23 protein-coding genes are annotated in these 23345 nt (G+C 57.6%); 11 read left to right on the forward strand and 12 right to left on the reverse strand.

Annotated elements, in window-relative coordinates:
- The first annotated feature begins 75 nt into the window (after positions 1-75).
- The 11 genes from HMPREF1121_RS00255 to HMPREF1121_RS00305 all read left to right on the forward strand — a co-directional run bounded on the left by HMPREF1121_RS00255 (position 76) and on the right by HMPREF1121_RS00305 (position 11764).
- A complete protein-coding gene (locus HMPREF1121_RS00255) occupies positions 76-1602 on the forward strand; it encodes a RagB/SusD family nutrient uptake outer membrane protein (protein ID WP_044114166.1) in 1527 nt (508 codons plus the stop codon).
- 16 nt (positions 1603-1618) lie between these two features.
- The gene (locus HMPREF1121_RS00260) at positions 1619-2611 is read left to right on the forward strand and encodes a putative zinc-binding metallopeptidase (RefSeq protein WP_232223701.1); all 993 of its coding nucleotides are present in this window, start codon (positions 1619-1621) and stop codon (positions 2609-2611) included.
- Positions 2595-3644 (forward strand): DUF4302 domain-containing protein, encoded by a 1050-nt coding sequence (locus HMPREF1121_RS00265; RefSeq protein ID WP_044114168.1) that lies wholly within the window; start codon positions 2595-2597, stop codon positions 3642-3644. The genes HMPREF1121_RS00260 and HMPREF1121_RS00265 overlap by 17 nt, the downstream gene beginning before the upstream one ends.
- Positions 3631-4290 (forward strand): hypothetical protein, encoded by a 660-nt coding sequence (locus HMPREF1121_RS00270; RefSeq protein ID WP_232223702.1) that lies wholly within the window; start codon positions 3631-3633, stop codon positions 4288-4290. The genes HMPREF1121_RS00265 and HMPREF1121_RS00270 overlap by 14 nt, the downstream gene beginning before the upstream one ends.
- 5 nt (positions 4291-4295) lie before the next feature.
- Positions 4296-5471, forward strand: coding sequence for a DUF4856 domain-containing protein (locus HMPREF1121_RS00275; RefSeq protein WP_044114169.1), 1176 nt, complete (start codon positions 4296-4298; stop codon positions 5469-5471).
- Between the two features lie 45 nt (positions 5472-5516).
- Positions 5517-7064 (forward strand): fibronectin type III domain-containing protein, encoded by a 1548-nt coding sequence (locus tag HMPREF1121_RS00280; protein ID WP_044114170.1) that lies wholly within the window; start codon positions 5517-5519, stop codon positions 7062-7064.
- An 8-nt stretch (positions 7065-7072) separates the two neighbouring features.
- Positions 7073-8020: a hypothetical protein gene (locus HMPREF1121_RS00285; protein ID WP_044114171.1), complete on the forward strand. Its 948-nt coding sequence runs from the start codon at positions 7073-7075 to the stop codon at positions 8018-8020.
- Between the two features lie 398 nt (positions 8021-8418).
- The gene (tgt, locus tag HMPREF1121_RS00290; protein WP_188807104.1) at positions 8419-9552 is read left to right on the forward strand and encodes a tRNA guanosine(34) transglycosylase Tgt; all 1134 of its coding nucleotides are present in this window, start codon (positions 8419-8421) and stop codon (positions 9550-9552) included.
- Between the two features lie 119 nt (positions 9553-9671).
- A complete protein-coding gene (locus tag HMPREF1121_RS00295; protein WP_044114673.1) occupies positions 9672-10769 on the forward strand; it encodes an LptF/LptG family permease in 1098 nt (365 codons plus the stop codon).
- A gap of 14 nt (positions 10770-10783) precedes the next feature.
- Positions 10784-11245, forward strand: coding sequence for an SsrA-binding protein SmpB (smpB, locus tag HMPREF1121_RS00300; protein WP_009432326.1), 462 nt, complete (start codon positions 10784-10786; stop codon positions 11243-11245).
- Between the two features lie 15 nt (positions 11246-11260).
- Positions 11261-11764: a glutathione peroxidase gene (locus HMPREF1121_RS00305; RefSeq protein WP_044114172.1), complete on the forward strand. Its 504-nt coding sequence runs from the start codon at positions 11261-11263 to the stop codon at positions 11762-11764.
- 451 nt (positions 11765-12215) lie between these two features.
- On the opposite strand, the gene hemW is transcribed toward HMPREF1121_RS00305, so the two are convergent.
- From hemW to HMPREF1121_RS00365, 12 genes are all read right to left on the reverse strand, one after another.
- Complete coding sequence (gene hemW, locus HMPREF1121_RS00310) at positions 12216-13343, reverse strand: radical SAM family heme chaperone HemW (RefSeq protein WP_044114173.1); 1128 nt, start codon at positions 13341-13343, stop codon at positions 12216-12218.
- A 1-nt stretch (position 13344) separates the two neighbouring features.
- A complete protein-coding gene (locus HMPREF1121_RS00315) occupies positions 13345-14940 on the reverse strand; it encodes a glycoside hydrolase family 10-like protein (RefSeq protein ID WP_044114174.1) in 1596 nt (531 codons plus the stop codon).
- A 3-nt stretch (positions 14941-14943) separates the two neighbouring features.
- The gene (gene panC, locus HMPREF1121_RS00320) at positions 14944-15786 is read right to left on the reverse strand and encodes a pantoate--beta-alanine ligase (protein ID WP_044114175.1); all 843 of its coding nucleotides are present in this window, start codon (positions 15784-15786) and stop codon (positions 14944-14946) included.
- 24 nt (positions 15787-15810) lie between these two features.
- Complete coding sequence (locus HMPREF1121_RS00325) at positions 15811-16827, reverse strand: aspartate-semialdehyde dehydrogenase (RefSeq protein ID WP_044114176.1); 1017 nt, start codon at positions 16825-16827, stop codon at positions 15811-15813.
- A gap of 393 nt (positions 16828-17220) precedes the next feature.
- Positions 17221-17892: a TatD family hydrolase gene (locus HMPREF1121_RS00330; protein WP_044114177.1), complete on the reverse strand. Its 672-nt coding sequence runs from the start codon at positions 17890-17892 to the stop codon at positions 17221-17223.
- A gap of 17 nt (positions 17893-17909) precedes the next feature.
- Positions 17910-18152: a membrane protein insertion efficiency factor YidD gene (gene yidD / locus HMPREF1121_RS00335; RefSeq protein WP_044114178.1), complete on the reverse strand. Its 243-nt coding sequence runs from the start codon at positions 18150-18152 to the stop codon at positions 17910-17912.
- Positions 18149-18592 carry a ribonuclease P protein component gene (locus tag HMPREF1121_RS00340; protein ID WP_044114179.1) on the reverse strand — a complete coding sequence of 148 codons (444 nt, stop codon included), beginning with the start codon at positions 18590-18592 and terminating at the stop codon, positions 18149-18151. Before HMPREF1121_RS00340 ends, yidD begins: the two co-directional genes overlap by 4 nt.
- Positions 18593-18625: 33 nt before the next feature.
- Positions 18626-19375: a uroporphyrinogen-III synthase gene (locus HMPREF1121_RS00345; RefSeq protein ID WP_044114180.1), complete on the reverse strand. Its 750-nt coding sequence runs from the start codon at positions 19373-19375 to the stop codon at positions 18626-18628.
- Positions 19372-20073: a DUF4271 domain-containing protein gene (locus HMPREF1121_RS00350; protein WP_044114181.1), complete on the reverse strand. Its 702-nt coding sequence runs from the start codon at positions 20071-20073 to the stop codon at positions 19372-19374. Before HMPREF1121_RS00350 ends, HMPREF1121_RS00345 begins: the two co-directional genes overlap by 4 nt.
- A gap of 112 nt (positions 20074-20185) precedes the next feature.
- The gene (locus HMPREF1121_RS00355; RefSeq protein ID WP_044114182.1) at positions 20186-21094 is read right to left on the reverse strand and encodes a sugar phosphate nucleotidyltransferase; all 909 of its coding nucleotides are present in this window, start codon (positions 21092-21094) and stop codon (positions 20186-20188) included.
- 46 nt (positions 21095-21140) lie between these two features.
- Positions 21141-22628 (reverse strand): lytic transglycosylase domain-containing protein, encoded by a 1488-nt coding sequence (locus HMPREF1121_RS00360; protein WP_044114183.1) that lies wholly within the window; start codon positions 22626-22628, stop codon positions 21141-21143.
- 11 nt (positions 22629-22639) lie between these two features.
- Entirely contained in the window at positions 22640-23338 is a 699-nt protein-coding gene (locus HMPREF1121_RS00365; protein ID WP_044114184.1) for a DUF5683 domain-containing protein, read from the reverse strand.
- Positions 23339-23345: the final 7 nt, after the last annotated feature.

Consider the following 23345-nt stretch of genomic DNA (forward strand, 5'->3'; position numbering starts at 1 on the left):
CTAGTGCCTCTCGAGAGGTGACAAGCTAACCTCCAAAAGGGTCTGCCTTCTACTTCAAAGTACGTATAGACAACGATGATAAAGCGATCACTACTACTCGTCTCCTTAGCCCTCCTGCTCGGTGGCTGTCAGGGATACCTAGATAAGAACCCCGATGCCGCTCTAGACATCAGTATAGACACCGAGGACAAGCTCCAAGAGCTCCTCACGGGAGCCTACCCCACGGCTAGCTACATCCCCTTCCTAGAGCCCCGTACAGACAATGTCGAGGAGCGCGTCAATGGTATTCAGACCCGCCTAGGGGAGTCCATGTACCTCTGGGAGGATTACGACCAAGAGGATCTAGACACTCCACTAAGCTACTGGCGGGAGTGCTACCGAGGGATTGCCCAAGCGAATAAGGTGCTGGAGCTCCTCTCGACCTTCCCCAAGAATGAGCGCACACGTGCTCTCTATGGTGAGGCCTTTCTCCTAAGAGCTTACCTGCACTTCATGCTCGTGAATATATGGTCAGAGCCCTACGGACGCTCTGCATCCAGCCTCGGCATACCCTATCTAACCAAGCCTGAGAAGCATGCCTTCGTGGACTACAAGAGAGGCACGGTCGAGGAGGTGTACACCTTGATCGAGCAAGACCTCAAGCGGGGTATCTCCCTCGTCTCTGACCGGTACTATCAGCAGCCGAAATATCACTTCTCCAAGCGAGCGGCCTATGCCTTCGCCTCCCGCTTCTACCTCATGAAGGGGGACTGGAAGCAGTGCATCGCCTACGCCGACTACGTGCTAGGCAATGCCCCAGGGACGACGCTACGTCCATGGATCAGCTATCAGGAACAGCTAGAGGGACGCAGGGAGCGCCTCCATGAGCTCTACTGCTCTCCCCAGACAGCGGCTAACCTGATGCTTGCCTCTACGGAGTCCCGTCTCTCCCGCTCGATCGCCACCGATCGCTATGGGGCGACTGTGGGAATCGTAGACAAGATCTTCAAGCGAAAGACCATCAAGGATGACGACCAATCGGGAGATGCGACCCTTATCTACCCCTTCGTTTATGCCCCTGAGCCCTATCGCACGACACGCTATCTAGCTAAGTTTGACGAGCGGGCTACCCAGCAGGAGACCTCCGAAGTACATCCCCGAGGGCTAGCAGTGACCAATGTCCTCTTCACTACGGACGAGGTCCTACTCAATCGTATGGAAGCCTACACCATGCTAGGCGAGTATGATCGTGCCATCCTAGACCTCAAGGCCTACACGCTGAGCAAGCTCGGCTACGAGCCAGCTGTCCCGAATGATAGCTACACGCAGGGCTCTACCTCCGACTATGCGCTCTATGCTCCCTTCTATGGACTTACGGTTCGTCAGCTACCGATGATACGTACCATCCTGCATCTACGTCAGATGGAATTCTTCGAGGAGGGACTACGTTGGTTTGACCTTAGACGCTTCAATATCGAGGTCACACGTAGCTCCAAGAGCAGCTTCTACCGTCCACTCAAGAAGGACGACCCTCGCCAGTGTCTCCAGCTCCCCACCGAAGCCATCACCGCTGGCCTAGAGCCCAATCCAAGGGAGGGCAACAACCATCGTATACGTCACTAAGCATCCCCCAACGATGATGAAACAATCCATATACCTCACCCTCACACTTGCCCTCGGCTTGACCCTAGCCTCTTGCTCGAAGGATCAGCTCAGTGAGCGGAGCGTCTTGCCTCCACTGAGCCAGCAGCAGAGCGAGCTAGACCGCTGGTGTCAGGAGCATATCACTCGCCCCTACCAAGCCGAGGTTATCTATAGATGGGATCGCAACCATGCGGAGCGATCTACCCACACCTATCCCCCACGCCTCGAGCAAGTACGCCCCGTACTCGAAGCTCTGGAGGCAACGGTACTCAGCCTCTACCGAGACAAGCAGTTCTTCACCAGCAGAGACTTCCTCCCTGCTCATCCTCTACTGCGCATTTACCTCTACGGTGGTGCCAACAGAGACGGACAAGGCGTAGATCTGCACTTCAACCGCAAGGCTCCCTCCATCGAGCTATACATATATAATGTAGACACCTTCTCCCCCACTAATCCCGTGGAGGTGTACCGCCTCGTCCGTAGTGCTCAGCACCAGATCGGCCGACATCTCATGACCATACATCCCTACGACCATGACCGCTTCCTATCGTTGGGGCCAGACCGCTACAGCTCGACCACAGAGCCCTTCGCCGATGCCTATCGCAGCTATGAGAAGTCAGGGAGACTTAGAGAAGGTCTTGGGCTGAATAGATATGCCTACAGCAGAGGCTTCTACTCCATCCTCGGGATGCTGGGTGCACGCGAAGACCTAGCAGAGATGTACAGCGTCACACTCACCGAGACCCCAGCGGCCATCACTCGGGCAGAGCAGGATGCTGCTATCCCTGATGACGCAGACGGCGACGAGGTGGCTAAGCGTCGCTATGCCGAGGAAGCCAAGATCGCTCATGAGTCCTTCGTCCAGAAGCGTGCTTTCCTCTCCAAGTACATTGAGGAGGCTTGGCGCATACCTCTTCAACGCCTCCAGCTACAGAGCCTTCAGCTCATGAACCAGTATCTCGACAAGCATCATGCGACACAGCCTTAGCATCACCTTCGCCCTAGCGGCAAGCATCCTACTAGGGGCATGCTCTAAGGATGATCAAGTCTTCCCCAATACCCCTACCGAGCGAAGCCTTGCACGACAAGACTCGCTAAGGGAGGTATTAGTCTCCGCTCCTCAGGGGTGGGAAGTCCTTTATTTCCCGAAGACAGATTCCCTGCTCTTTACCAACCCGAAGGAGGAGATCAACCAGCATAAGTTCCCCAACCAACTCGGTTACGGAGGCTTTTACTATCAGATGACCTTCCACAGAGATGGTACTCTTGAGCTACAAGGGGACTACACCGATGGCTCTGCCAAGGCTGTCCAAAAGTCTACCTACGAACTTGGTCAGGCTGGCTATACTCGCCTAAGCTTCACGACCGGTAGTTACCTCACCGAGCTGATCGGGGAGCGCTACGAGGGGGAGCTAGACTTCCTCTTCCGAGGGACAGACGCTGATGGGCAACTGATCTTCGAGAGCCCTCGTACGACGAAGCCTGCATGCTCCTACTTCATCCTCCGTAGGATCGCTAAGGACGCAGACCGCTCAGCTCGCCTCGACAGAGCCGAGGGACACCGCATAGCCTTTGAGCAAATGCGCAACCCTCAGATACGTATCCATCAGGGAGGACGTACGCTCTTCCTGAGCAACTACATAATGAAGTATAGCACGAGGAACGAACTCACCTCCTACGGACGCAACCTCGTCGCCCAGCGGTACGCACTCTTCACAGCTGTTAGCCGCAAAGCCTTGATCCCCGATGGACCTCCCCAAGCGATCGTTGGGCTAGGATCGGGCTATGTGGGTACCCCCGAGGGGCTCACCTTCCTCACTGGTATCCGTTATAGTTCGAAGTACATCTTCTCGGACTTTGAGCGCAAGGGAGATCGCTTCTTTGCCGAACTTGTCGAGGTGTACGATGCTCCCTACCGCACGAGACGTTTAGTGAGCCGTCACCTTCACCCCGAGGGAGTAGAGACTGGCATCATCGCCGAGCTCTACGATGATCCCGATGCCACTCATGATTACTATTAATGCGATCACCACGATGAATAGACTTCTGCAGAGCCTCGTAGGGCTCACAGCTCTCGCCCTCGTAGGGTGCAAGCACACCCCAGTGGACTATCCCACGGAGGACTATGATAAGCTCTTCCCCTTCCGTGGGGTAGAGCGTCCAGACGGTCGCTATGAAGATATGACGATCCTCTCGGGCAACCCCGAGACGACACCCAGCACCTTCGTCTATCCAGGTGTGACGCTTCCTGGCACACCTCGCACCTACCGAGTCACCTTGACCTACTCCTTCAGCGAACCAGCGGATCTCCATCAAGGAGGCTTGCGCAAGCAGAGCGAAGTGCGCTCACGCTGTGTCGTTCGCTATGTCGGAGCAGACAAACTACTGCATGAGCTGGGTACGGAGAAGACCCTTCAGGGCTCCAGCTTGATCCCCAACGACGGGAAGCAGCATACCCAGACGCTGACGCTTAGCTCTGGCCAGCCCCTTTTCCTCCTAGTCAATGGCACAGCTGCCCGTGGCTCCACGATCCACGTCTCCCTAGAAGCTGTCTCGACTGATGGCATCTTCGCCACACCAGTACTAGAGACACGTCAGACACAGAACTACGATGAGGGTGAGGCACGTCTGCCCGCTCCCTTCTGCAAGTACATTATACTTCCTTAGTGCAAATGAAGCCTTATACCTCAAGCCGCTCTTGGGCACTCCTCTTGGCACTCACCACGCTTACCCCAGCCTGCTCACGCTGGGAGGGGGAGGTGGTCGAGAGCCAATACCAGGCTCCACTCGTCCCTGATCCCACCTACACGTTTAAGCGTCAGGGGACGAGCAGTGTAGACCTACTCCTACCTCAGCAGGCAGCTTCTGCCTCTGAGACGCTTTACTCACGATTCCTTCGCACAGCCTATATCCTCAATGGCGCACGTTGGCAGGAGCTCAAGCAGCTCTTTGCCCAAGGGGGGAACAATGAGATCGCCCTAGAGCCCCTCATCGCTTCCTCCGCTCAGCAGAGCAAGTATCGCTCGGTGATCCTGTCGGACTTCGCCGAGACCCTAGACGATGTGCGCAGGGCTGCTGGCTACGACGGAGACACGTATGCTACGGAGCGGTACAACCGCAGAGCCAGTGCTGGACAAACGGGATTTATCGGTTACAACCAAGGGGACAACGATCGCTTCTTCGTCACTACCGATGGCTTCGCACCCTCGGAGCTTTACCGAGGGATGACCTTAGGTGCCGTGTACCTAGACAAGGCTCTTGGGGAATACCTCGACGAGAAGTTCCTCACCGACAAGACGCTTATCCAGGCACACGAAGCCCCACAGCTGGTCCCAGGGCACAGCTATACGGCGCTGGAGCATACATGGGATCTGGCCTACGGCTACTACCTACAAGCCCAAAAGCTCCTCCGGTCCAATAGCCTCACGGGACTAAGGGGATCGGAGACAAAGCTCTTCAATGCCTTTGCTCTAGGTCGCCTTGCTATCACCGAATATCGTTACGAGGAGGCTCTGTCGCACCTGCGTAACATCCGTGGGCTACTGGCGCAGGCAGTCGCTGCCCGAGCCCTAGAGGAGCTCGTGGGACGGAACACCCTAGCCAACCTCAACGAACGCCCCGAAGATGCCTTCCGCTTCGTCTCTCGTGGTGTCGGCTACCTCTACGCTCTACAGTTCACACGTCGCCCCAGTGGTGAGCCCTACCTTTCGCACGAAGAGGTCAAGCGTCTCATCGCTTCCCTCAAGGCGGGAGAAGGGCTATGGGACAGCTCGCTTAGGGAGCGCCTAGACAAGGTCGCCCGTAGTCTCTCCTCGACCTTTGCCCTTAGCCTTCCCTCCAAGGGCTAAGCGCTCCTCCCCAAGAATACTAGATAATGACGCTATCGCAAGACAATGCTACAGAATAGACTCAGACAAGCTACCCTAGCTCTGGTACTCCTGCTTGGATCTACCAGCCTATGGGGGCAAATGAACCGCAATAGACCTACGACTCGTCCTGAGACTGTAGGGGCAAGTATCTTACCCAATGGAGGGCTCGAGGATCCTGCGGCTACCGCCCTTCCTCCCAAACCCGATCGCCCAAGTGACTACCCCGAGGAATGTATCCCAAGGACACCGGACGATGTCTTCTACGAGGACGAGGAAGAGAAGGAGGGCGGTATCTACGAGAAGATCATAGAGTACGGCGACGAGCACGGCATCACCTACACGGAAGAGCAGATCGCCCGCTTCAAAGCCTACGTCGATGCCTATGTCGCCTACCTCAAGGCCCTACAGTCATTTGAGAAGGCTCGCCCCACAGGCTGGTGGCTCTATCCGTCGCACAGCACGACGTCGAGCAACCAGTTTGCCCGCACCTTCAGTGGTGCACATAGCGGGAAGGCTGCGATGAGGATCTCGGGCTACTTCAGTGTCGATCATCAGATATATACCTATCCCGATCCCCTACCTGTCCGACAGAAGGCCAAGTACCTCGTCTCCTACTGGTACCGAGGCAACCTCCCCAAGTCCAGCGAAGGAGCTAATCGCCTAGCCGCCAAGCTAGCTGTCGTCAAGATCAAGTGGATCCCCAAGGCGGGTAAGGCTCTCAAGCTGGAGGGCGCAGAGCTAGCTCCCGCTGGCACCCCTTGGGTAGATGCTCGGGATCCTGGGAATAAGTATGCCAAGGATGGTTTCTTCAATCAGCTCATCGGCATGGACCTTAAAGGTAGTGAGATGAATACTTGGAAAGAGAAGTACATGATCGTCGAAGCCCCAGAGAACGCTGAGAAGATGACCTTCGAGCTGGTATTCCCACACAATGAGAGCGACATCGCCAACTACCTCCTAGAGTTTGACAACATCACCATGACCCTCGTCAAGGGGGCAGAAGGCGAGGATCAGCCCTCCAAGCCCAAGCCCAACGTCCTTGCTCCTCCGACGCGACTTCCCCAGCCTTACCTCCAGCGGGAGTGCAACCTCACCTGGACGGCTAGCGAGCTGCAGGGCGCTACCTACGAGCTCGAGCTGGTACAGAAGCGGGGGAAGAACGTTCTCAGCACGAAGACGCTCACGACGGACAAGACCTCCTTCTTCCTCGAAGGGCTCGAGCCAGGCTACACCTACACGGTGCGCCTAAGAGCGCTTGCCGATGGGGTGTACTCCGAGTATTCGCTCCCGCTCACCCTTGAGACGCAGGGGCTTGGGGAATTCCCAGGCGGGCAGATTCCCTTCCTTTATTGGATCGCTGAAGATGGCTCTTGTCCGCAGCGTCTGCCGCTTCACTATATGGAGCTACAAAATCCCGAGGCCAAGTGTCTCTATTATATTGACGATGTGCTGACCGAACCCGAAGGGCGCATCCTCGTCTTCCCCTCCACGGGCGAACATTCGCTCCGTGTCCAGATCGTAGAGGCTCCCGAGCGCACTTGGGAGCTGGAGTACCTCGTCACCGTCAAGTAAAGCCTCCGATGAAAAAGATTCTATTCCTACTTAGCCTCGTGCTCCTCGTCGCCTCTTGTCGCAAGGAGAGCGACCGCCCGATGCTCCCGCTCCGTCTCGGCGAGGAGGATGCCAAGGAGCTCCAGCTTACCCAGTCCGAGACACGGATGATCCTACTGAAGGGCGGCGACGGGAAGTACTCCGCCACGATCGAAGATGCCCGCATCGCTTCTTCGAGCATTAGCCGAGACACGCTTCGGGTCTCGGGGCTACTCTACGGCGAGACCTCGCTCACGCTGCGCTCCCACGACGAAGTTCGTCGGGTGCGGGTGAAGGTCGTCCCTCCTCCCTTTGCTTCGAATGAAGATGTCGTGACGCTCCGTCCGGGCGACGACGTGCAGACGCTTAGCCTCTCGGGGGGAGGCGCACGTGCGAGCCTCAAGGTCGAAGACCCCGAGAAGGCAGCGGACATCGTCTGGCAAGCCGAGACGGGTCTAGTCAAGATCAAGGCCAAGTACGAAGGGGACATCAAGCTGATCGCTACCAGCGAGGACCGCAAGACGACTAAGGAGATCCTCGTCAAGGTCCGCTGTGCCGGATCGGCCGACCGCTTCGGGGTCTACATGACCAATTCGCGGCAACTGAGCCAGCTCTTCCCCTGCAGGATCATGGCTCGGCTCAAGGGGAAGTCGGTTCGTTTCAGCGAGAGCGCTATCCCAGTGCTGCGCACGAAGAAAGGCTTGACCCCCGAGTCGCGAGTCAACCGAGTGCTCACGCTCACTCCCGAGATCGTCGCCCCCGTAGTTGGCGAGGCCCGCAAGGTCAAGATCGACTGGCTGGACGCGAGCATCTTCTACAAGGAACATCCACTCAAGCGTGAGGGAGAATACACCGTCTACGTCGAGGAAGTAAGGGATCGCCAAGTCGTACTCCGAGGGCGAGGCTTCAAGATCGTCGCCCCTTACCGCAAGGACTAGCCCCTTCGCATCCAGCCTCGCCGCTGGATCTTTCCCCACGAACGAGCCCCTCGCCTAGCGCAGATGTTGCTAGGCGAGGGGCTTTGTTTTTCTCTCCGCCTCTGCTCGAAAGCGGGCGTTCTCCGAGGGGCAAGGGAAGTTTCTTAAGCTCGTTTGATTAAGCTCGTTTGAGCACTTTACCCAAGCGCTCCTTTCCCATATCCTTCGCCTTCTTTTTCCCTTGCAAATTGCCCTCCGATCCCAAGGGGTCTACCTTGGGGTGCTTGCCCTCCAGCGGAAAGCCCTTCAGCCCATCGGGAGATATTGCCCTATAAGCCGTATCTTTGCATTCCACAAGGGCTTGGTGGGTCGCATCCCACTCTCAAGGGGGTGAGCCTTCCAACAAATCAACGACAACGATGCTGAAATTCGATATCCATAAGACTTGTACTAAGACTGCCGCGCGCGCTGGGCGTATAGAGACCGACCACGGGGAGATCCTTACCCCGATCTTTATGCCCGTCGGGACGGTTGGCTCCGTGAAGGCTGTCCATATGCCCGAGCTGAGCGACGACATCCACGCGCAGATCATCCTCGGCAATACGTACCACCTCTACCTGCGCCCAGGGCTCGATACCCTGTACAAGGCAGGCGGGCTGCATAAGTTCAATAGCTGGTCGGGCTCGATCCTTACCGACAGCGGGGGCTATCAGGTCTTCAGCTTGGCGCATCGCCGTAAGATCACGGAGGAAGGGGTGACCTTCCGCTCGCACATCGACGGCTCGAAGCACCTCTTCACTCCCGAGCGTGTGATGGATATCGAGCGTATCATCGGTGCGGACATCATCATGGCTTTCGACGAATGTTGCCCTGGCGATGCGGACTTCCACTATGCGAAGAAGTCGCTGGCGCTCACCGAAGACTGGCTGCGTCGCTGTGTGAAGCGCGTCAATGAGACCGACCCACACTATGGCTATCATCAGAGCCTCTTCCCCATCGTGCAGGGCTGTGTCTACCCCGAGCTGCGTACGCGAGCTGCCGAATTTGTGGCTTCGCTCGGCGCTGAAGGGAATGCCATCGGTGGCCTTGCCGTCGGTGAGCCCACGGAGAAGATGTACGAGATGGTCGAGCTGACCAACAGCATCCTCCCCAAAGACAAGCCCCGCTACCTGATGGGCGTCGGTACGCCGATCAACCTACTGGAGAACATTGCCCGCGGTGTCGATATGTTCGACTGCATCATGCCTACCCGTAACGGGCGCAACGGCCAGCTCTTCACGAGCTACGGCACGATCAATATCCGCAACGCGAAGTGGGCACAGGAGTTCAGCCCCATTGATCCCGAGGGTACGTCCTTCGTCGACAAGCAGTATAGCCTGGCTTACCTGCATCACCTTATCCGCGCTGACGAGATCCTTGGGCTGCAGATCGCTTCGATACACAACCTCGCCTTCTACCTGCGTTTGGTACGTGAGGCCCGTGAGCATATCCTCGCAGGAGACTTCTCCGAGTGGAAGGATAAGATGGTGCGTCAGCTCAACAATCGCCTCTAAGCCCACCCGAGTACGTCATGAGTACCACTCCCCACGAAGCTGAAGAGCTCCAGCAGGAGCCGATCACCGAGCAGATCGAGCAGACCGAAGCGTCCGAGCGTAGGACGCCTCCGCCCGTGATGAAGAAGCCATACCGCCCTTGGCTGGGGCGGGTAGACTGGTACATCATACGTACCTTCATCTCCACGTTCCTCTTCTCCATCGGCTTGATCCTCGCGGTTGCAGTGGTCTTCGACGTCAACGATAAGATCACGGACTTCCTCAAGCCAGAGGTGCCGCTCTCGGGGATCCTCTTCCGCTACTACCTCAACTTCATCCCCTACTACGCGAATCTCTTCAGTCCGCTCTTCGTCTTCATCTCGGTGATCTTCTTCACCTCGAAGCTGGCAGCGAACTCCGAGATCATCGCGATGCTCGCCAGTGGGATGAGCTTCCGCCGTCTGCTCCGCCCGTATATGGTCTCTGCGACGCTCATCGCGCTCTCGACCTACGTGCTCAACGGCTTCATCATCCCTTCGGGTAATCGTGTGCGTATTGACTTTGAGCAGACCTACCTCAAGTCGCGCCACGAGGTCTACACGAACAATATCCAGATCGCCATTGCGAAGGATACCTACCTCTATATCCGCGACTACGAGAGCCTGTCGAAGCGTGCCACGTCACTCGCCGTGGATCAGTTCAAGGGGCAGAACCTCATCTCCCGCCTGACGGCTGACGAAGCGTACTACGATACGCTGGACCACTGGAAGCTAACGGACTTCCATATCCGCCGCTTCAAGGGCCTCGAGGCTACCGACACGATTGGCTATGGCTTGGATACGAATCTACGCATCAGCCCAGCTGACTTCCTCGTCAATGAGAAGGATGCTGTAAAGATGCGCAACGACCAGCTCTCACGCTACATCGACCGTCAGAAGGAGCGTGGCGCAAGCAACACCCGCCTCTTCCAGACGGAGCTGCACAATCGATATGCCGCGATCTTCTCCGCCTTTATCCTCACCTTCATCGGTGCAGTGCTCTCGGCGAAGAAGATGAAGAACGGCCTGGGGATCAACCTCGTCATTGGCTTCGCACTCTGTCTGGCGTACATCCTCGCCACCTCGCTCACTTCGCAGATTGCGAACGTCGGACTGATGGCACCCTGGATAGCGGCGTGGATACCGAACGTGGCCTTCATCATCGCAGCCCTCTTGCTGTGGCGTAAGGCCCCCCAATAACTACGACTCATCATATGAAAGAAAAGATACAGCGCGCCGTCTCGATACAGAATCGCCGCGCACGCTTCGACTACGAGCTCCTCGATACCTACACCGCTGGGATGGTGCTCGTAGGCACAGAGATCAAGTCCCTTCGCCTGGGGAAGGCGAGCTTGGTCGATGCCTTCTGCTACTTCCACAACGGGGAGCTGTGGCTCAAGGGCGCCAACATCAGCGAGTACTTCTACGGCTCGTACAACAATCACGCGGCTCGCCGTGACCGCAAGCTCCTCTTGAATCGCAAGGAGCTTCGCAAGCTCGAGGCTTATGTACAAAGCCCCGGTGTGACCATTGTCCCTGTGAAGATCTTCATCAATGACCGTGGGCTGGCGAAGGTCGTCATTGCCCCAGCTCGAGGGAAGAAGGTCTATGACAAGCGCGCTACGATGCGTGAGCGTGATGACCGCCGTGAGATGGACCGCGCGATGAAGCGCTAAGAATTGCCCTGACCCATGCAGAAGATATATGACTTCATCGCCCAGCGTCCCTCGGGTGAACTGGTGCGCCTCTCACAGTTTGCAGGTAAGGTCCTCTTGATCGTCAATACAGCGAGCAAGTGTGGCTTCACACCTCAGTTCGCAGGCCTCGAAGAGCTCTATCAGCGCTATCGTGATCGTGGGCTGGTTATCCTCGGCTTCCCCTGCGGTCAGTTCCTCGGTCAAGAGCTTCGCACGGGCGAAGATGCTGCTTCCTTCTGCTCGCTCAACTACGGGGTCTCCTTCCCGATGATGAAGAAGGTACGAGTCAATGGCCGCTACGAAGACCCTATCTTCACCTACCTCAAGCGCGCTGCACCTGGTACACTCACCTCGTGCATTAAGTGGAACTTCACCAAGTTCCTCATCTCGCGCGACGGTAGCCGTGTCCTGCGCTTCTCTCCGATGACTAAGCCTGAGAAGCTCGCTCCGCTCATCGAGCAGCTCCTGGCAGAGCAGCCCATAGATCTCGAGGACTAAGCCTCACCTATCCTATAAGGCAGCCGCCCCCGCCACCCAAAGTGCAAGCATTGCACGGGTGGTGGGGGCGGCTGTTTTTTCTTGTGACATAAGGCGCTTCTCTTGATGTGTGTGCGAGAAGGAATTGAGATGGGGGGAAGGAGATATATAGCTTCGTGAGCTTTCTTCCTTAGGTACGTGTAGCATTATACGCTTGAAGATGGATATTTATACGATTAAATCAGAGAAATTATACGTATAAATCGGGCGATTAATACGTATTAATTGGATCATTTATACGTATTAATCTTCGCTCTCACTCGTATAAATCGTGGGTATCATACGTATGATCTCTCACAATACTCCTTGGGAGATGCGGGCATCCAGCTGTGGAGCAAACGCAAAGGGCGAATGAAAGGATGGGTAAGTCCTTTCATTCGCCCTTCGTAATGCCTGCGAGGCGAGTGGCTACTTAGAGGAAGAGGTCGGCGATGATGCCGTCGGAGACGAAGATCCCTTCGGGAGTGAGGCGAAGGGTATCATCGCTGTGGGTGAGCTGACCTCGGCGGAGGTGTTTGCCTGCAGCTTGTAGAAGTTCCCGCTTGGAGCGCTCACCGAAGCGTGTCGCATAGTCTCCGAGTGGGATGCCCCACTGCGTGCGAAGGCGCGTGAGGATGTACTCGTGCTGGAGCTCTTCGTCGCTGAGGAACTCGGTCTCGTAGTCGCGCCTTCCCTCAAGGAGTGCTCGAGTGTAGTGAGTGAGTGAGGCGATGTTGTGCGAGCGGGTACGTGCCCCGTCGAAGCTATGCGCCGACGGCCCCAACCCCAGATAAGGGACGCCTTGCCAATAGCCTGTGTTGTGCCGTGCGTAGCGGTCGGGGAGGGCGAAGTTCGATATCTCGTAGTGCTCGTAGCCCGCCGCCTTGAGTTCGGAGATGAGCATCTCGAAGAAGCGTAGGCTCGCCTCCTCCGTCACGGGCTGTACCTTGCCCCGCTCAACAAGGCGTGTCAGCGCAGTACCTTCCTCATAGATGAGGTGGTAGGCGGAGAGGTGGGGGACGCCGAGTGAGAGGAAGGTGCGGATGTTCGTGAGCCATCGCTCCTCGGTCTGACCAGGCAGGCCGTAAATGAGGTCAAGGCTGAGATTGTCGATGCCATGACGGCGTAGAGCTTCGACAGCGGCGAAGACTTGCTCAGCGCTATGACGGCGGTTGAGGAACGTCAGGTCGTCGGCGTGGAAGCTCTGTACACCCATACTGACGCGGTTGATAGGGAGCGAGCCGAGAGCCCCGGCGTACTCCTCCGTGACGTCATCGGGGTTGCATTCGATGGTTACCTCACCCGTGCCTGTCAGCGGGTAGAGCTCGGTGATGGTGTCGAAGATGCGGGTCAGCTCCTCAGGAGTGAGGAGCGAAGGAGTGCCACCGCCGAAGTAGATGTGATCTATCAATGCGCCATCAGGGAGCTCCACCCGCCGAAGGTGAAGCTCCCTGATGAGGGCGTCGAGGAAGTCTCGACGGAGACGGCTCCCCGTCTGAGTGTAGAAGTCGCAGTACGAGCAGCGACTTGCACAGAAGGGGATATGGAGATAGAGGTTCATGCTACTTCCCACCAGCCAGAGCCTTGAGGTCGGGAAGGCTGATGGTGAGCGCAGACGTGCAGGGGGTCGCTACACCGAAGGTATTGACCGCTTCGACGCCGAACTCCATGGAGCTACTGCCATTGAAGTCCGATGCTACGAGCTTGCACTGTGGTGCGGTGAGGCGAGGGGCGAGGAGCGTCGCATGCTTCGCTCCGCTCTCATCGGTCGTGATGACCCAGAGGCGCCACGTCAGCGGAAGGTGCTTCGGTGCCTCGGGCTGCTGCCACGAGAGGATGACTTCGCCACGCCCTGCAGGCTTGAGAGCCAGCTCAGTAGGTGCAGCTGCTTGGAATGCCTTTCCACGAGCGAAGGCAAGGGGGAGAGCAGTCGGACGGAAGGCTTCGGCGATGATGCGGCGCGTCGCTGGAAAGCGTGCTCCTGTATGCGCTTCGCGGAAGAAGCATACGCCAGAGAGACCGACTTCGCGCTCCTCTTCGATTTGCTCCTCGATGACCGTCTCAGGCCAGCCCGTCTCCTCCACGCGGTAGGGTGCGAGCCCTGCCACGACGGGGATATAGCGTGCGACCTGCTCCTTCCATTCGCGCAGGAAGGGGCTATAGAGGTCATCGCGGTAGTACATCATCGGGACGATGAAGTCAACGAGCCCTTCGCGACCCCACGTCTCGGGGTCTTGATACACGGACTCGTAGGCGGTCCAGCCATGCGAGCGACCGAGGTCTGCGATCTTACGTAGCTTGCCCAGTGGCGCTACACTTACCAGTGCATGCGATCCGATACTCTGGAGCGAGTCACGTACTTCGCGGAGCTGCTGGGTGAGGTTGTTGCGTCGCCAAGCTGACTTGCTTTCGTACTCCGAGCCATAGCGCATATAGGTGCCACCATCAGCGAACTGCTCCGCACCCTCGGGGTAGCGGAAGTAGTCGAAGTGCACGCCATCGACGGGATAGCGTCGCACGAGGTCAGCTGTCAGATGCGCGATGTACGAGCGTACCTCGGGGCGTCCTGGATCGAGATGATAGGAGCCCTTGTGAGGGATCGCCCAGCCTGGGTGATCCGTGAGGATGGGGTGGGGAGCTCGCTTGGAGGACGAGAGTGGATAGGTGACGAGCCAAGCATGGAGGCTCAAGCCACGTGCGTGGCAAGCCTCGACGGCGAAGCGCACGGGATCGTAGTCTCCGAAGAAGCCTTCGCCAGCGAAGCGTGTGGAGAGGGGCTCGTAGTCGGAGGGATAGATGACCGTACCGCTGTGGCGGAGCTGGAGGAAGACCGTGTTGTAGCCATCGGCTTGCAGACGATCGAGGATACGCAGGAGCGACTCCTTCTGGCGGCGCACGCCGTCGGGCGTGTCTGCCTTATCACGGGGCCAGTCGAGACCGTAGACGGTAGTGAGCCATACGGCACGCATCTCCTCACGGATGGAGTCGCCTGTGGGGCGAGTCCAGTGTGAGGTAGTATCTTCTACGGGAGCTGGCGTGGGAACGGGTATTTGCTCTACGGGCTGCTCTACAGTCTTGGGCTTACGGGTACCGCAACCAGCAAGGCTAAGGGCAAGCACAGCACCGCCGAGGAGCAGGAGTTTCTTTGCTGAGGTCATCCCTTAGTGGTAAGCGATATTGTCGATCAGGCGCACCTCTCCGCAGTAGACGGTGATGCAGCCATGAGGGGCAGGGCTATCGCTCCAGGATGCGATGGGCTGTAGGCTGTCGGTATCGACGATCTCAAAGTACTCGACACGTAGGGTAGGGACGGCATTGATCTCACGGGTTACACGCTCGATGAGCTCGGCAGGCGTCAGCTCACGCGTCCAGCTACGGCTCTCAGAGAGGATGCGGTAGATGGCGGGAGCGGCTGCGCGGCCCTCGGGTGTGAGGCGTACATTGCGGCTACTGAGTGCCAGCCCATCGGCTTCGCGCACGATGGGGCAAGCGATGATCTCTACGGGGCTACCGATGAGACGGACCATAGCGCGGATGACGGAGATCTGCTGGAAGTCCTTCTCCCCGAAGTAAGCGCAGTCGGGGCGGATGATGTCAAAGAGGCGGGAGACGACCTGCATGACGCCATTGAAGTGCCCAGGACGGAAGCGGCCTTCCATAACTTCGGCTACGGCGCCGACGTCGAAGGTACGCTTATCCTCCTCGGGATAGATGGTGCTGACCTCAGGAGCGAAGAGTGCGCTGGTGCCGACCGAGGCGAGGAGCTCGCTGTCGGCTTCGAGTGTGCGAGGGTAGGTCTCGAGGTCTCGAGGATCGTTGAACTGTGTGGGATTCACGAAGACGCTGACGATGCAACGGTCGCATTCGCTGAGAGCTCGCTTGACGAGGCTCAGGTGTCCAGCGTGAAGTGCCCCCATGGTGGGGACGAAGGCGATGCGATGCCCTTGTGCACGCTCCGCCGCTACGAAGGCCTGGAGGTCTTCGATGCTCTTATATAAGTTCATTGCTATGAGTAGTAAGGTCTCAGTTTACTTCTTGCCGATGCTGCCTTGTGCAGCGAGGTATTCGGCGATCTGTACGGCATTCAGAGCTGCGCCCTTCTTGATCTGGTCACCGACGCACCAGAAGGTGAGGCCATTGGGCGTCGCCAGGTCCTTGCGTAGACGACCCACGTAGACGGGGTCCTTCTCTGCGATGAAGAGGGGCATGGGATATACCTGATCCGAAGGGTCGTCCTGCAGGACTACGCCAGGAGCCTTGCGGAAGGCTTCACGGACATCGTCCAGCGAGAGAGGCTTCTCCGTCTCTACCCAAATCGCCTCGGAGTGGGCGCGGGTCACGGGGACACGGACGCAGGTAGCGCTGACCTGCACATCGCTGTGCATGATCTTGCGCGTCTCGTGGTACATCTTCAGTTCCTCCTTCGTGTAGTCATCGTCGCCGAAGACGTCGATCTGGGGGATGAGGTTGTAGGCGAGCTGGTAGGCGAACTTCTTCACCTCGGGCTCTTCACCTCGTGAGATGGCCTTGATCTGGTCATCCAGCTCAGCCATACCACGGGCGCCGGCACCGCTGGCCGCCTGATAGGTGGCTACGTGGACACGGCGGATGTGGCTGAGACGCTCGATGGCGTTCAGGGCGACGACCATCTGGATAGTCGTGCAGTTGGGGTTGGCGATGATGCCACGGGGACGCACGAGGGCATCGGCTGCATTGACCTCAGGTACGACGAGAGGGACATCCTCCTGCATGCGGAAGGCGCTGGAGTTGTCGATCATCACGGCGCCGTGCTTGGTGATCGTCTCTGCGTACTCGAGGGATACACTCCCCCCGGCCGAGACGAAGGCCACGTCAATATCCTTGAAGTCGTCGCCGTGCTGGAGCTGGCGTATCGTATATTCCTTCCCACGGAAGGTGATCTTCTTCCCCGCGCTACGCTCGGAGGCGAATAGTTCTAATCGGTCAATTTTGAGGGAGCGCTCGCTGAGGACACGGAGGAACTCCTGTCCGACGGCTCCACTGACACCGACTATAGCTACATTCATTGGCTGAAGTTCGGTTTGTCTCTTAGTAAATACAATGGCCAGCAGCTATCCTGAGCGCTCTGCTCGGGTAGCTCCTGTCCGCTTATCGCTTGCAAAGATACGAAGAAGCAACCGACCCTAATGCCCCGCACCGAAGGTGATACCACCGACTCTCGCAAGGAGTACCCCAATAGAAGGGTAGTTCGGTAGAAATAAAAGGCTCTTGAAGCATCCACCCGAGGAGGTGCTGTGAACCTATATTGGTCACCGAGCTGACCTATATAGCTTGACGTGATGACCTATATAGGTCGGATGAGCAACCAATATAGGTCAGCTCGGTGACCAATATAGGATGCTTCACCTGCCTTATGGAGGTTTCTTCCAAAGGGGATGAAGTAGGGGAGCTCTCTTAGCTTAGAGAAGGCTGGGGAAGAGGTGTTTGGCGGAGGTATAGAGCTGCTCGCGAAGGGTGGATTCGTCCAGAGCAAGAGCTTCGGATGCCGCCTGATAGACGGCTTGGATGGATAGCTCAGGGGCGTCGTCTGTCTCTAAGAAGGCTTGTCCAGCCGCATAAGCTTCTCGCAGACTCTCGGGGCGGAAGTGCTCGCCGAAGCTAAGGTAGAGCCCAGCGCGTAGGAGCTGACGTGCTTGGTCAAGTCCACCACGGAAGCCATGGATGATCCAGGGTTGCTTAGGCTGGAGCTCACGGCGAAGGCGAAGAAGTTCGTCTTGAGCGCGTACCAAGTGAAGGATGAGGGGAAGCTCCAGCTCTTCACTAAGGAGAATCTGTGCGCGAAGGATCGGAAGCTGCTCGGCGAGAGTGGTGTGCTTCGTGGCTTTATCTAAGCCCGCCTCGCCTAAGGCGATGACGTGGGGAAGCTGGAGAGCTTCACGGAGTAAGGGTAGGGATTCCTCTCGGAGATCCTCCGCTCGCCAGGGGTGGAGACCTACGCTGTAGTAGAGGGAGTCGTGGGAGGGGAGCGTGTCCACCTCAGAGAGGTAGCAGCTCAGTAGCTCTACGGTGTCGGGCGTGGAGCGTACGTGGTGAGTGTGCAGGTCGATGTAGGGGGCGAGCTGCTCGGTCATGGCGGAGATAGATGTCGCTAAGGTACGGGGTCGTAGCCACTACCACCCCAGGGATGGCAGCGCAGGATACGACGCACAGCGAGGTAGAGCCCCTTGAATGGCCCATGCTTGCGCAGTGCCTCGATAGCATAGGTGGAGCAAGAGGGTGTGAAGCGGCACGAGGGGGGCGTCAGGGGCGAGATCGCTCCCTTGTAGAAGTAGATGGGGAGAAGAAGGAGCTTCGTCAGTAGGGCTTTGACGAAGTCGAGTACACGCTTCATGCTTCTTCGTTAGCTGGCTCTTCCGCCTTGGGCGTCAGCTCCTCACAGATACGGGAGAGCGCCTTGTCCATACCACGATTGACGTCGGCCTGTGTGGGGAGCTCCTTCGCCACAGAGAGGAGACCGAGGTGGATGTGCAGGCCCTGAGCCTTAGCCAGATCAAGGAGACGGTGCTTACGTAGGCGGTAGCTCTCGCGGATGAGGCGCTTGACGCGGTTGCGCTTATTGGCTCGACGGAAGTACTTCTTCGCTGCTACGGCGAGGATGGCACAGCTGGGCTCTTCACCCTCCCCGATAGGAGTCGCGTTCACTACGACCCTAAGTGGGTAGGCGATGAAGGCGTGACCCGAAGCAAAAAGGGCGTCTACATCTCGCTTGAGATGCAGACGCTCTTCTTTGCTAAGCGTATAGCGTAGGGGAGTGGTAGTAAGATCTTCCACGATCAGCGAATGCTTCGCTCTCTGGAGAGCGACCTACTTGTTCTTCTCCTTGAGGTACTGCTCGAGGGCCATAGCCATCGAGGGGGCACCATCGGTAGGAGCGGAGAGATCCAGGCGCAGACCAGCCTGCTCAATAGCCTGGCACGTGGCGGGACCAAAGCCCCCGATGAGGACCTTGCCTTGCTTGTAGTCGCTGTGGTTAGCAAGCAGTGATGCCACACCTGCGGGGCTGAAGAAGATGATCATGTCATACTTCTCTTTCTTCTCGGCAGCGGTGAACTTCTTGCTGACGGTGCGGTACATGATCGCCTTAGCGAACTGGAGCTTCTTGGACGTCAAGAGGTCGATGAGATCGTTCTTGTGATCCTCAGCCATGGGGAGGAAGTAGAGCTCCTTGCTGTGCTTCTGCATGATCGCTACCAGCTCAGTCTGCCCCCCAGCTTCGGGATAGAAGACCTTGCGCTTGCGGTAGACGATGAACTTCTGGAGATAGTTGGCTACCTGCTCGTTGATGCAGAAGTACTTCATATCCTCGGGGATGGTGACACGGAGCTCTTCGCTGAGCTGGAAGAAGTGCTCCATAGCCTTGCGCGAGGTGAAGACTATCGCCGTATGATCAAGGATGCTCACCTTCTGATTGCGGAACTCACGTGGAGTCACCGACTCGACTTCGATGAATGCACGGAACGTAGCTTCGGCTCCGTAGCGCGCAGCGATATCATAGTAAGGGGACTTCCCCGACTCGGGTCGAGGCTGAGAGATTAGGATCGTCTTAATACTCATTGAAACGTAGTGGGAAGGAGGAGATCACCCCTCGAAAAGGAGATGCTCAGCCCTATAACGTAAAGGAAGGGAGCAATTTCGTGGGCGCAAAGGTACAAAAAAAGGAAGAGGAAGCCTGTAGAACCCTGTGTCAGACGGCGTATGACTTGTACTATGCCGAGTAGCTGAACCAGGAGTAAGACCCCTGCCGCAATGGCCCAAAGAGTGATCGTGGAGAGGGGCGCAAAGGTCAAGAGTGAGACCAGTGCCATCAGTAGAGCTCGCAGCCAATCTTGGAAGAAATAGTCTTGTGCCAAGAGGCCTCCAGAGAGATTGTCAAGCAGGATATAGCGCCAGAGCTTGAAGGAGAGCGACCGGATATAGAGGAAGAGGTACATCCCCACAAAGAGCGCTGCCAGCGTGGTGAGGATACCTATATAGTCCCCCTGTGGTATCAGCCCTTCGCGGCTCAGAAGCCTCAGGACCGTCAGCCCCGTCGAGAGGCTGCCTAAGACATAGACGAGGAAGCGGAAGAGTCCGTAGGAGACGAAGCGCGAGATATATACCGCCCCCGAGTCGGGGTTGGCTTGCCGACCTGCCTCCAGTGCCACACCGATGAGGCCTGGGGTATAGACCCAGACGAGAAGGGTGAGTAGCCAGATGACGAGCTCGGTGATATAGCTGACGTTCGCCAGGGGCTCGAGGCGCACAAAGTCCATGCCTATCGTAGGGGGTAGCCGTAGCCTCCCCATCGCTCCCACGCGCTGTCGAAAGAGCGTATGGGAGCGATGGGGAGAGCTATCGGTATCTAATTATAGTAGGAGTGTTGCCTTAGAAGAGCTTCTCGGGATAGGCACCCGTAGAGGCCAGAGCAGCGAGCTTTGCGACGACGTCGGGGCGGTCTTCGGCGTAGGTGACACCGAACCAAGAGTCTGGCGTGTCAAGGACTTCTACCGTAGAGGTGCCTTCTGCGACGAGGTGGTTGACTACGAGAGGGATATAGTACTCGAACTTAGGATTAGCCTTCTGCTCGTTGAGGAAGTGGCAGAAAAGCTTCTCTGAGTGCTGGAAGTAGTCAGGCGTGAAGCCCCACATGTTCATCGATACAGGAGTATTCTCTTCGAGGAGCTGCTCCTGACCGTTCTCGTCCGTGAAGGCGATCTTACCATCAGGGCGACGAGCGATAGAGGTACGCTCGACGACACCCGTGAGGAAGCCCTTGTCATCTACCTCGCAGACACCGCGTGCTACCGTACCGCTTTCGCTGAGCGTATTGCCTACGCGGTAGCCGACCATACAGTACTTGTCGTGGCTGTCGGAGAAGCTACGAAGCTTTTCAGCCAGAGCTGCGAAGCCGTGGCGGCCATAGAAGTCGTCGGCGTTGATCACGGCGAAGGGCTCGTTGATCACCTCTGCTGCCATCATGACGGCGTGGTTCGTACCCCAAGGCTTCTCGCGACCCTCGGGTACAGTGAAGCCTTCGGGGAGCTTGTCCAGATCCTGGAAGACAACCTCAACAGGGATCTTGTGCTCGTACTTCGAGATGATCTTCTCACGGAACTCCTGCTCGAAGGTGCGGCGGATGACGAAGACGACCTTGCCGAAGCCTGCACGGATGGCATCGAAGATCGAGTAGTCCATGATGGTCTCCCCTGAGGGACCGACTCCGTCGAGCTGCTTGAGGCCACCGTAGCGGCTACCCATACCTGCAGCGAGGACGACTAATGTTGGCTGTTTCATTGCTTTGATTGTTATGAAGCTATTGCTTGTTGTATTGTATCTCTTGTTAGCGTCTGCCACGGCGGCTCTTCTTCGAGCTATGGGCCTTATGACTTTTATGACCCTTCGAGTGCTTGGAGGCCTTTGCCGTGGATGAAGTCTTGGAGACCTTGGTGATGTGGAGCGTCTGCCCAGGGCGGAGCTTGTCGGAGGTAATGTTATTGCTCTTCTTGAGCTCCTCTACACTGATGCCATTCTTCTGGGCGATGGAGTAGAGCGTCTCGCCTGTGGTGACGACGTGAGCTGTGGTCGTCGTCTGCTGCTTGGCTTCTGCCTTCTGCCCACGGGTGCGGCGAGTGGGCTGCTCTTCCTCGGTGGTAGATTCTTCCTCTTCGCTGGAGGACTGGTTTCTTGTCGCAGAGCGAGTCGATGCGGTGTTGCTGGGCCCTTCGAGGTTCACACGCAGCTCGGGCGAATTCACTTCGCTCCCAGCGCTGTCAAGCTTGAGGATGGCGGAGAGGGGGAGACGTACGGGATAGGGCATATTGTTCCCTGGGATGATGCCACGGCGGAACTGTGGGTTGAACGTCGAGATCAAGTCCGTCGATACCCCCGTAATCTCGGAGATGCGATCGAAGGTAACGCGATGATTCGCCGTGTAATAGTCCGTAGCCAGCGGGCGACCCAGCTGACGAGGGTAGATGCCGTACTCGCGGTGGTAGTGCATCGCGAAGTAAGCTCCGATGAAGAGGGGGATATAGCGGCGCGTCTCGTTCGGCAGGTAGCGGTAGATGTCCCAGAAGTTCGGGCGATCAGTGTTCACACGACGAAGGGCACGGTTCACATTGCCCGGGCCACAGTTGTATGCAGCGAGGACGAGCCACCAGTCGCCGTAGATGCGGTAGAGATCCTTGAGGAAGCGGCAGGCCGCCTCGGTGCTCTTGACGGGGTCCATGCGCTCGTCGACGAGGCTATTGACCGTGAGGCCGTAGATCTTACCCGTCGGGAGCATGAGCTGCCAGAGGCCAGCGGCACCAGCAGGTGAGATGGCTTTAGGATTGAGTGCCGACTCGACGATGACGAGGTAGCGGAGCTCCATAGGGAGGCCATTCTTGTCGAGAGCCATCTCGATCTCGGGGAAGTAGAGATCTCCGAGGGAGAGCATGGAGCTTAGGAGGCCACGGCGCTTGAAGAGATAGAGCTCGATCGCCTCACGCACGAGGGGATTGTAGCTGAATCGCATCGCGGAGGGCATCTTGTTGAGCATGCGTACATAGACGCTGTCAGGCGTGTAGGGGACGGACACGGAGCCGTAGCGGGAGCCTGTGCTCTTACCTGTAGCATTGCCATAGCCGGTGTACCACTGCTCCAGCATCTTCTCCACGTCCTTATCAAGCGAGGTGGGGAGGGTGATGGGATCAAGAAGGGCAGAGGCCAGAGTGAAGGGCGAAGCGATGCGTTCAGCGCGTCGCGTGCTATCCACCTGTGCGGAGAGGCTGGATGCCGAGAGGAAGAGGAGGAAGGCTGCCGAGAGGAGCTTGAAGTGAAGCTTCATCGGGGAGGGATTTAGAAGGTGAGGCTACAGTTCACTCCCATCTGATAGGAGGGAAGACCGAGCTTAGGGAGTCCCACTTCGGGGACGACCCGTAGAGAGAGGTCGGGGCTTATGTCGAAGGTATAGAGTTCGGCATCGACATAAGCATCGAGGATGGAGAGGCCGTAGACGAGGACCGTAGCGACGATGCTGAGGTCTCGATAGCGGCGGTAGAAGTCATTGCCTCGCTTGAGCGTGGAGCGCAGTGAAGACTGGTACTGCTGGTAGTCGGATGCCTGCGCACCCGTCGGGGCGAAGACAAGCCAAGAGGTGTTGTGCTCGGGATCGGGCCCCGAGAGGTCGCGGTAGGCTGCGTGGTACTCCTGATACTGGCGGTTATTCCACGTGATGGAGTAGTAGCAGGCCATGAAGGCACCCCAGACGATGGGGAGCTTCCAGTACTTGCGGTTGTAGATCTGCCCGCCACCAGGGAGGAAGGCCCAGAGGATGGCTTTGGTGGAGTTGGGCTGCCAAAGCGCTTGCTGCTGGATCTTCAGCGCCTGCTTCTCGAAGCTGGGAAGTGGCTCCTGCGTGCTGGGGGCGACGCTGTCGCTCGCAGAGAGGAGCGAAGGCATATCTTGGATAGCTGGCACGAGGGACTTCTGGCTCCACGCCGTGGCATGGGGCAGGATCAGTAGGGAGAGGAGGGCGATCATGAGTCGGATGCGCATAGGGCGA

Source organism: Porphyromonas sp. KLE 1280, assembly GCF_000700805.1.
Classification (GTDB): Bacteria; Bacteroidota; Bacteroidia; order Bacteroidales; family Porphyromonadaceae; genus Porphyromonas; species Porphyromonas pasteri.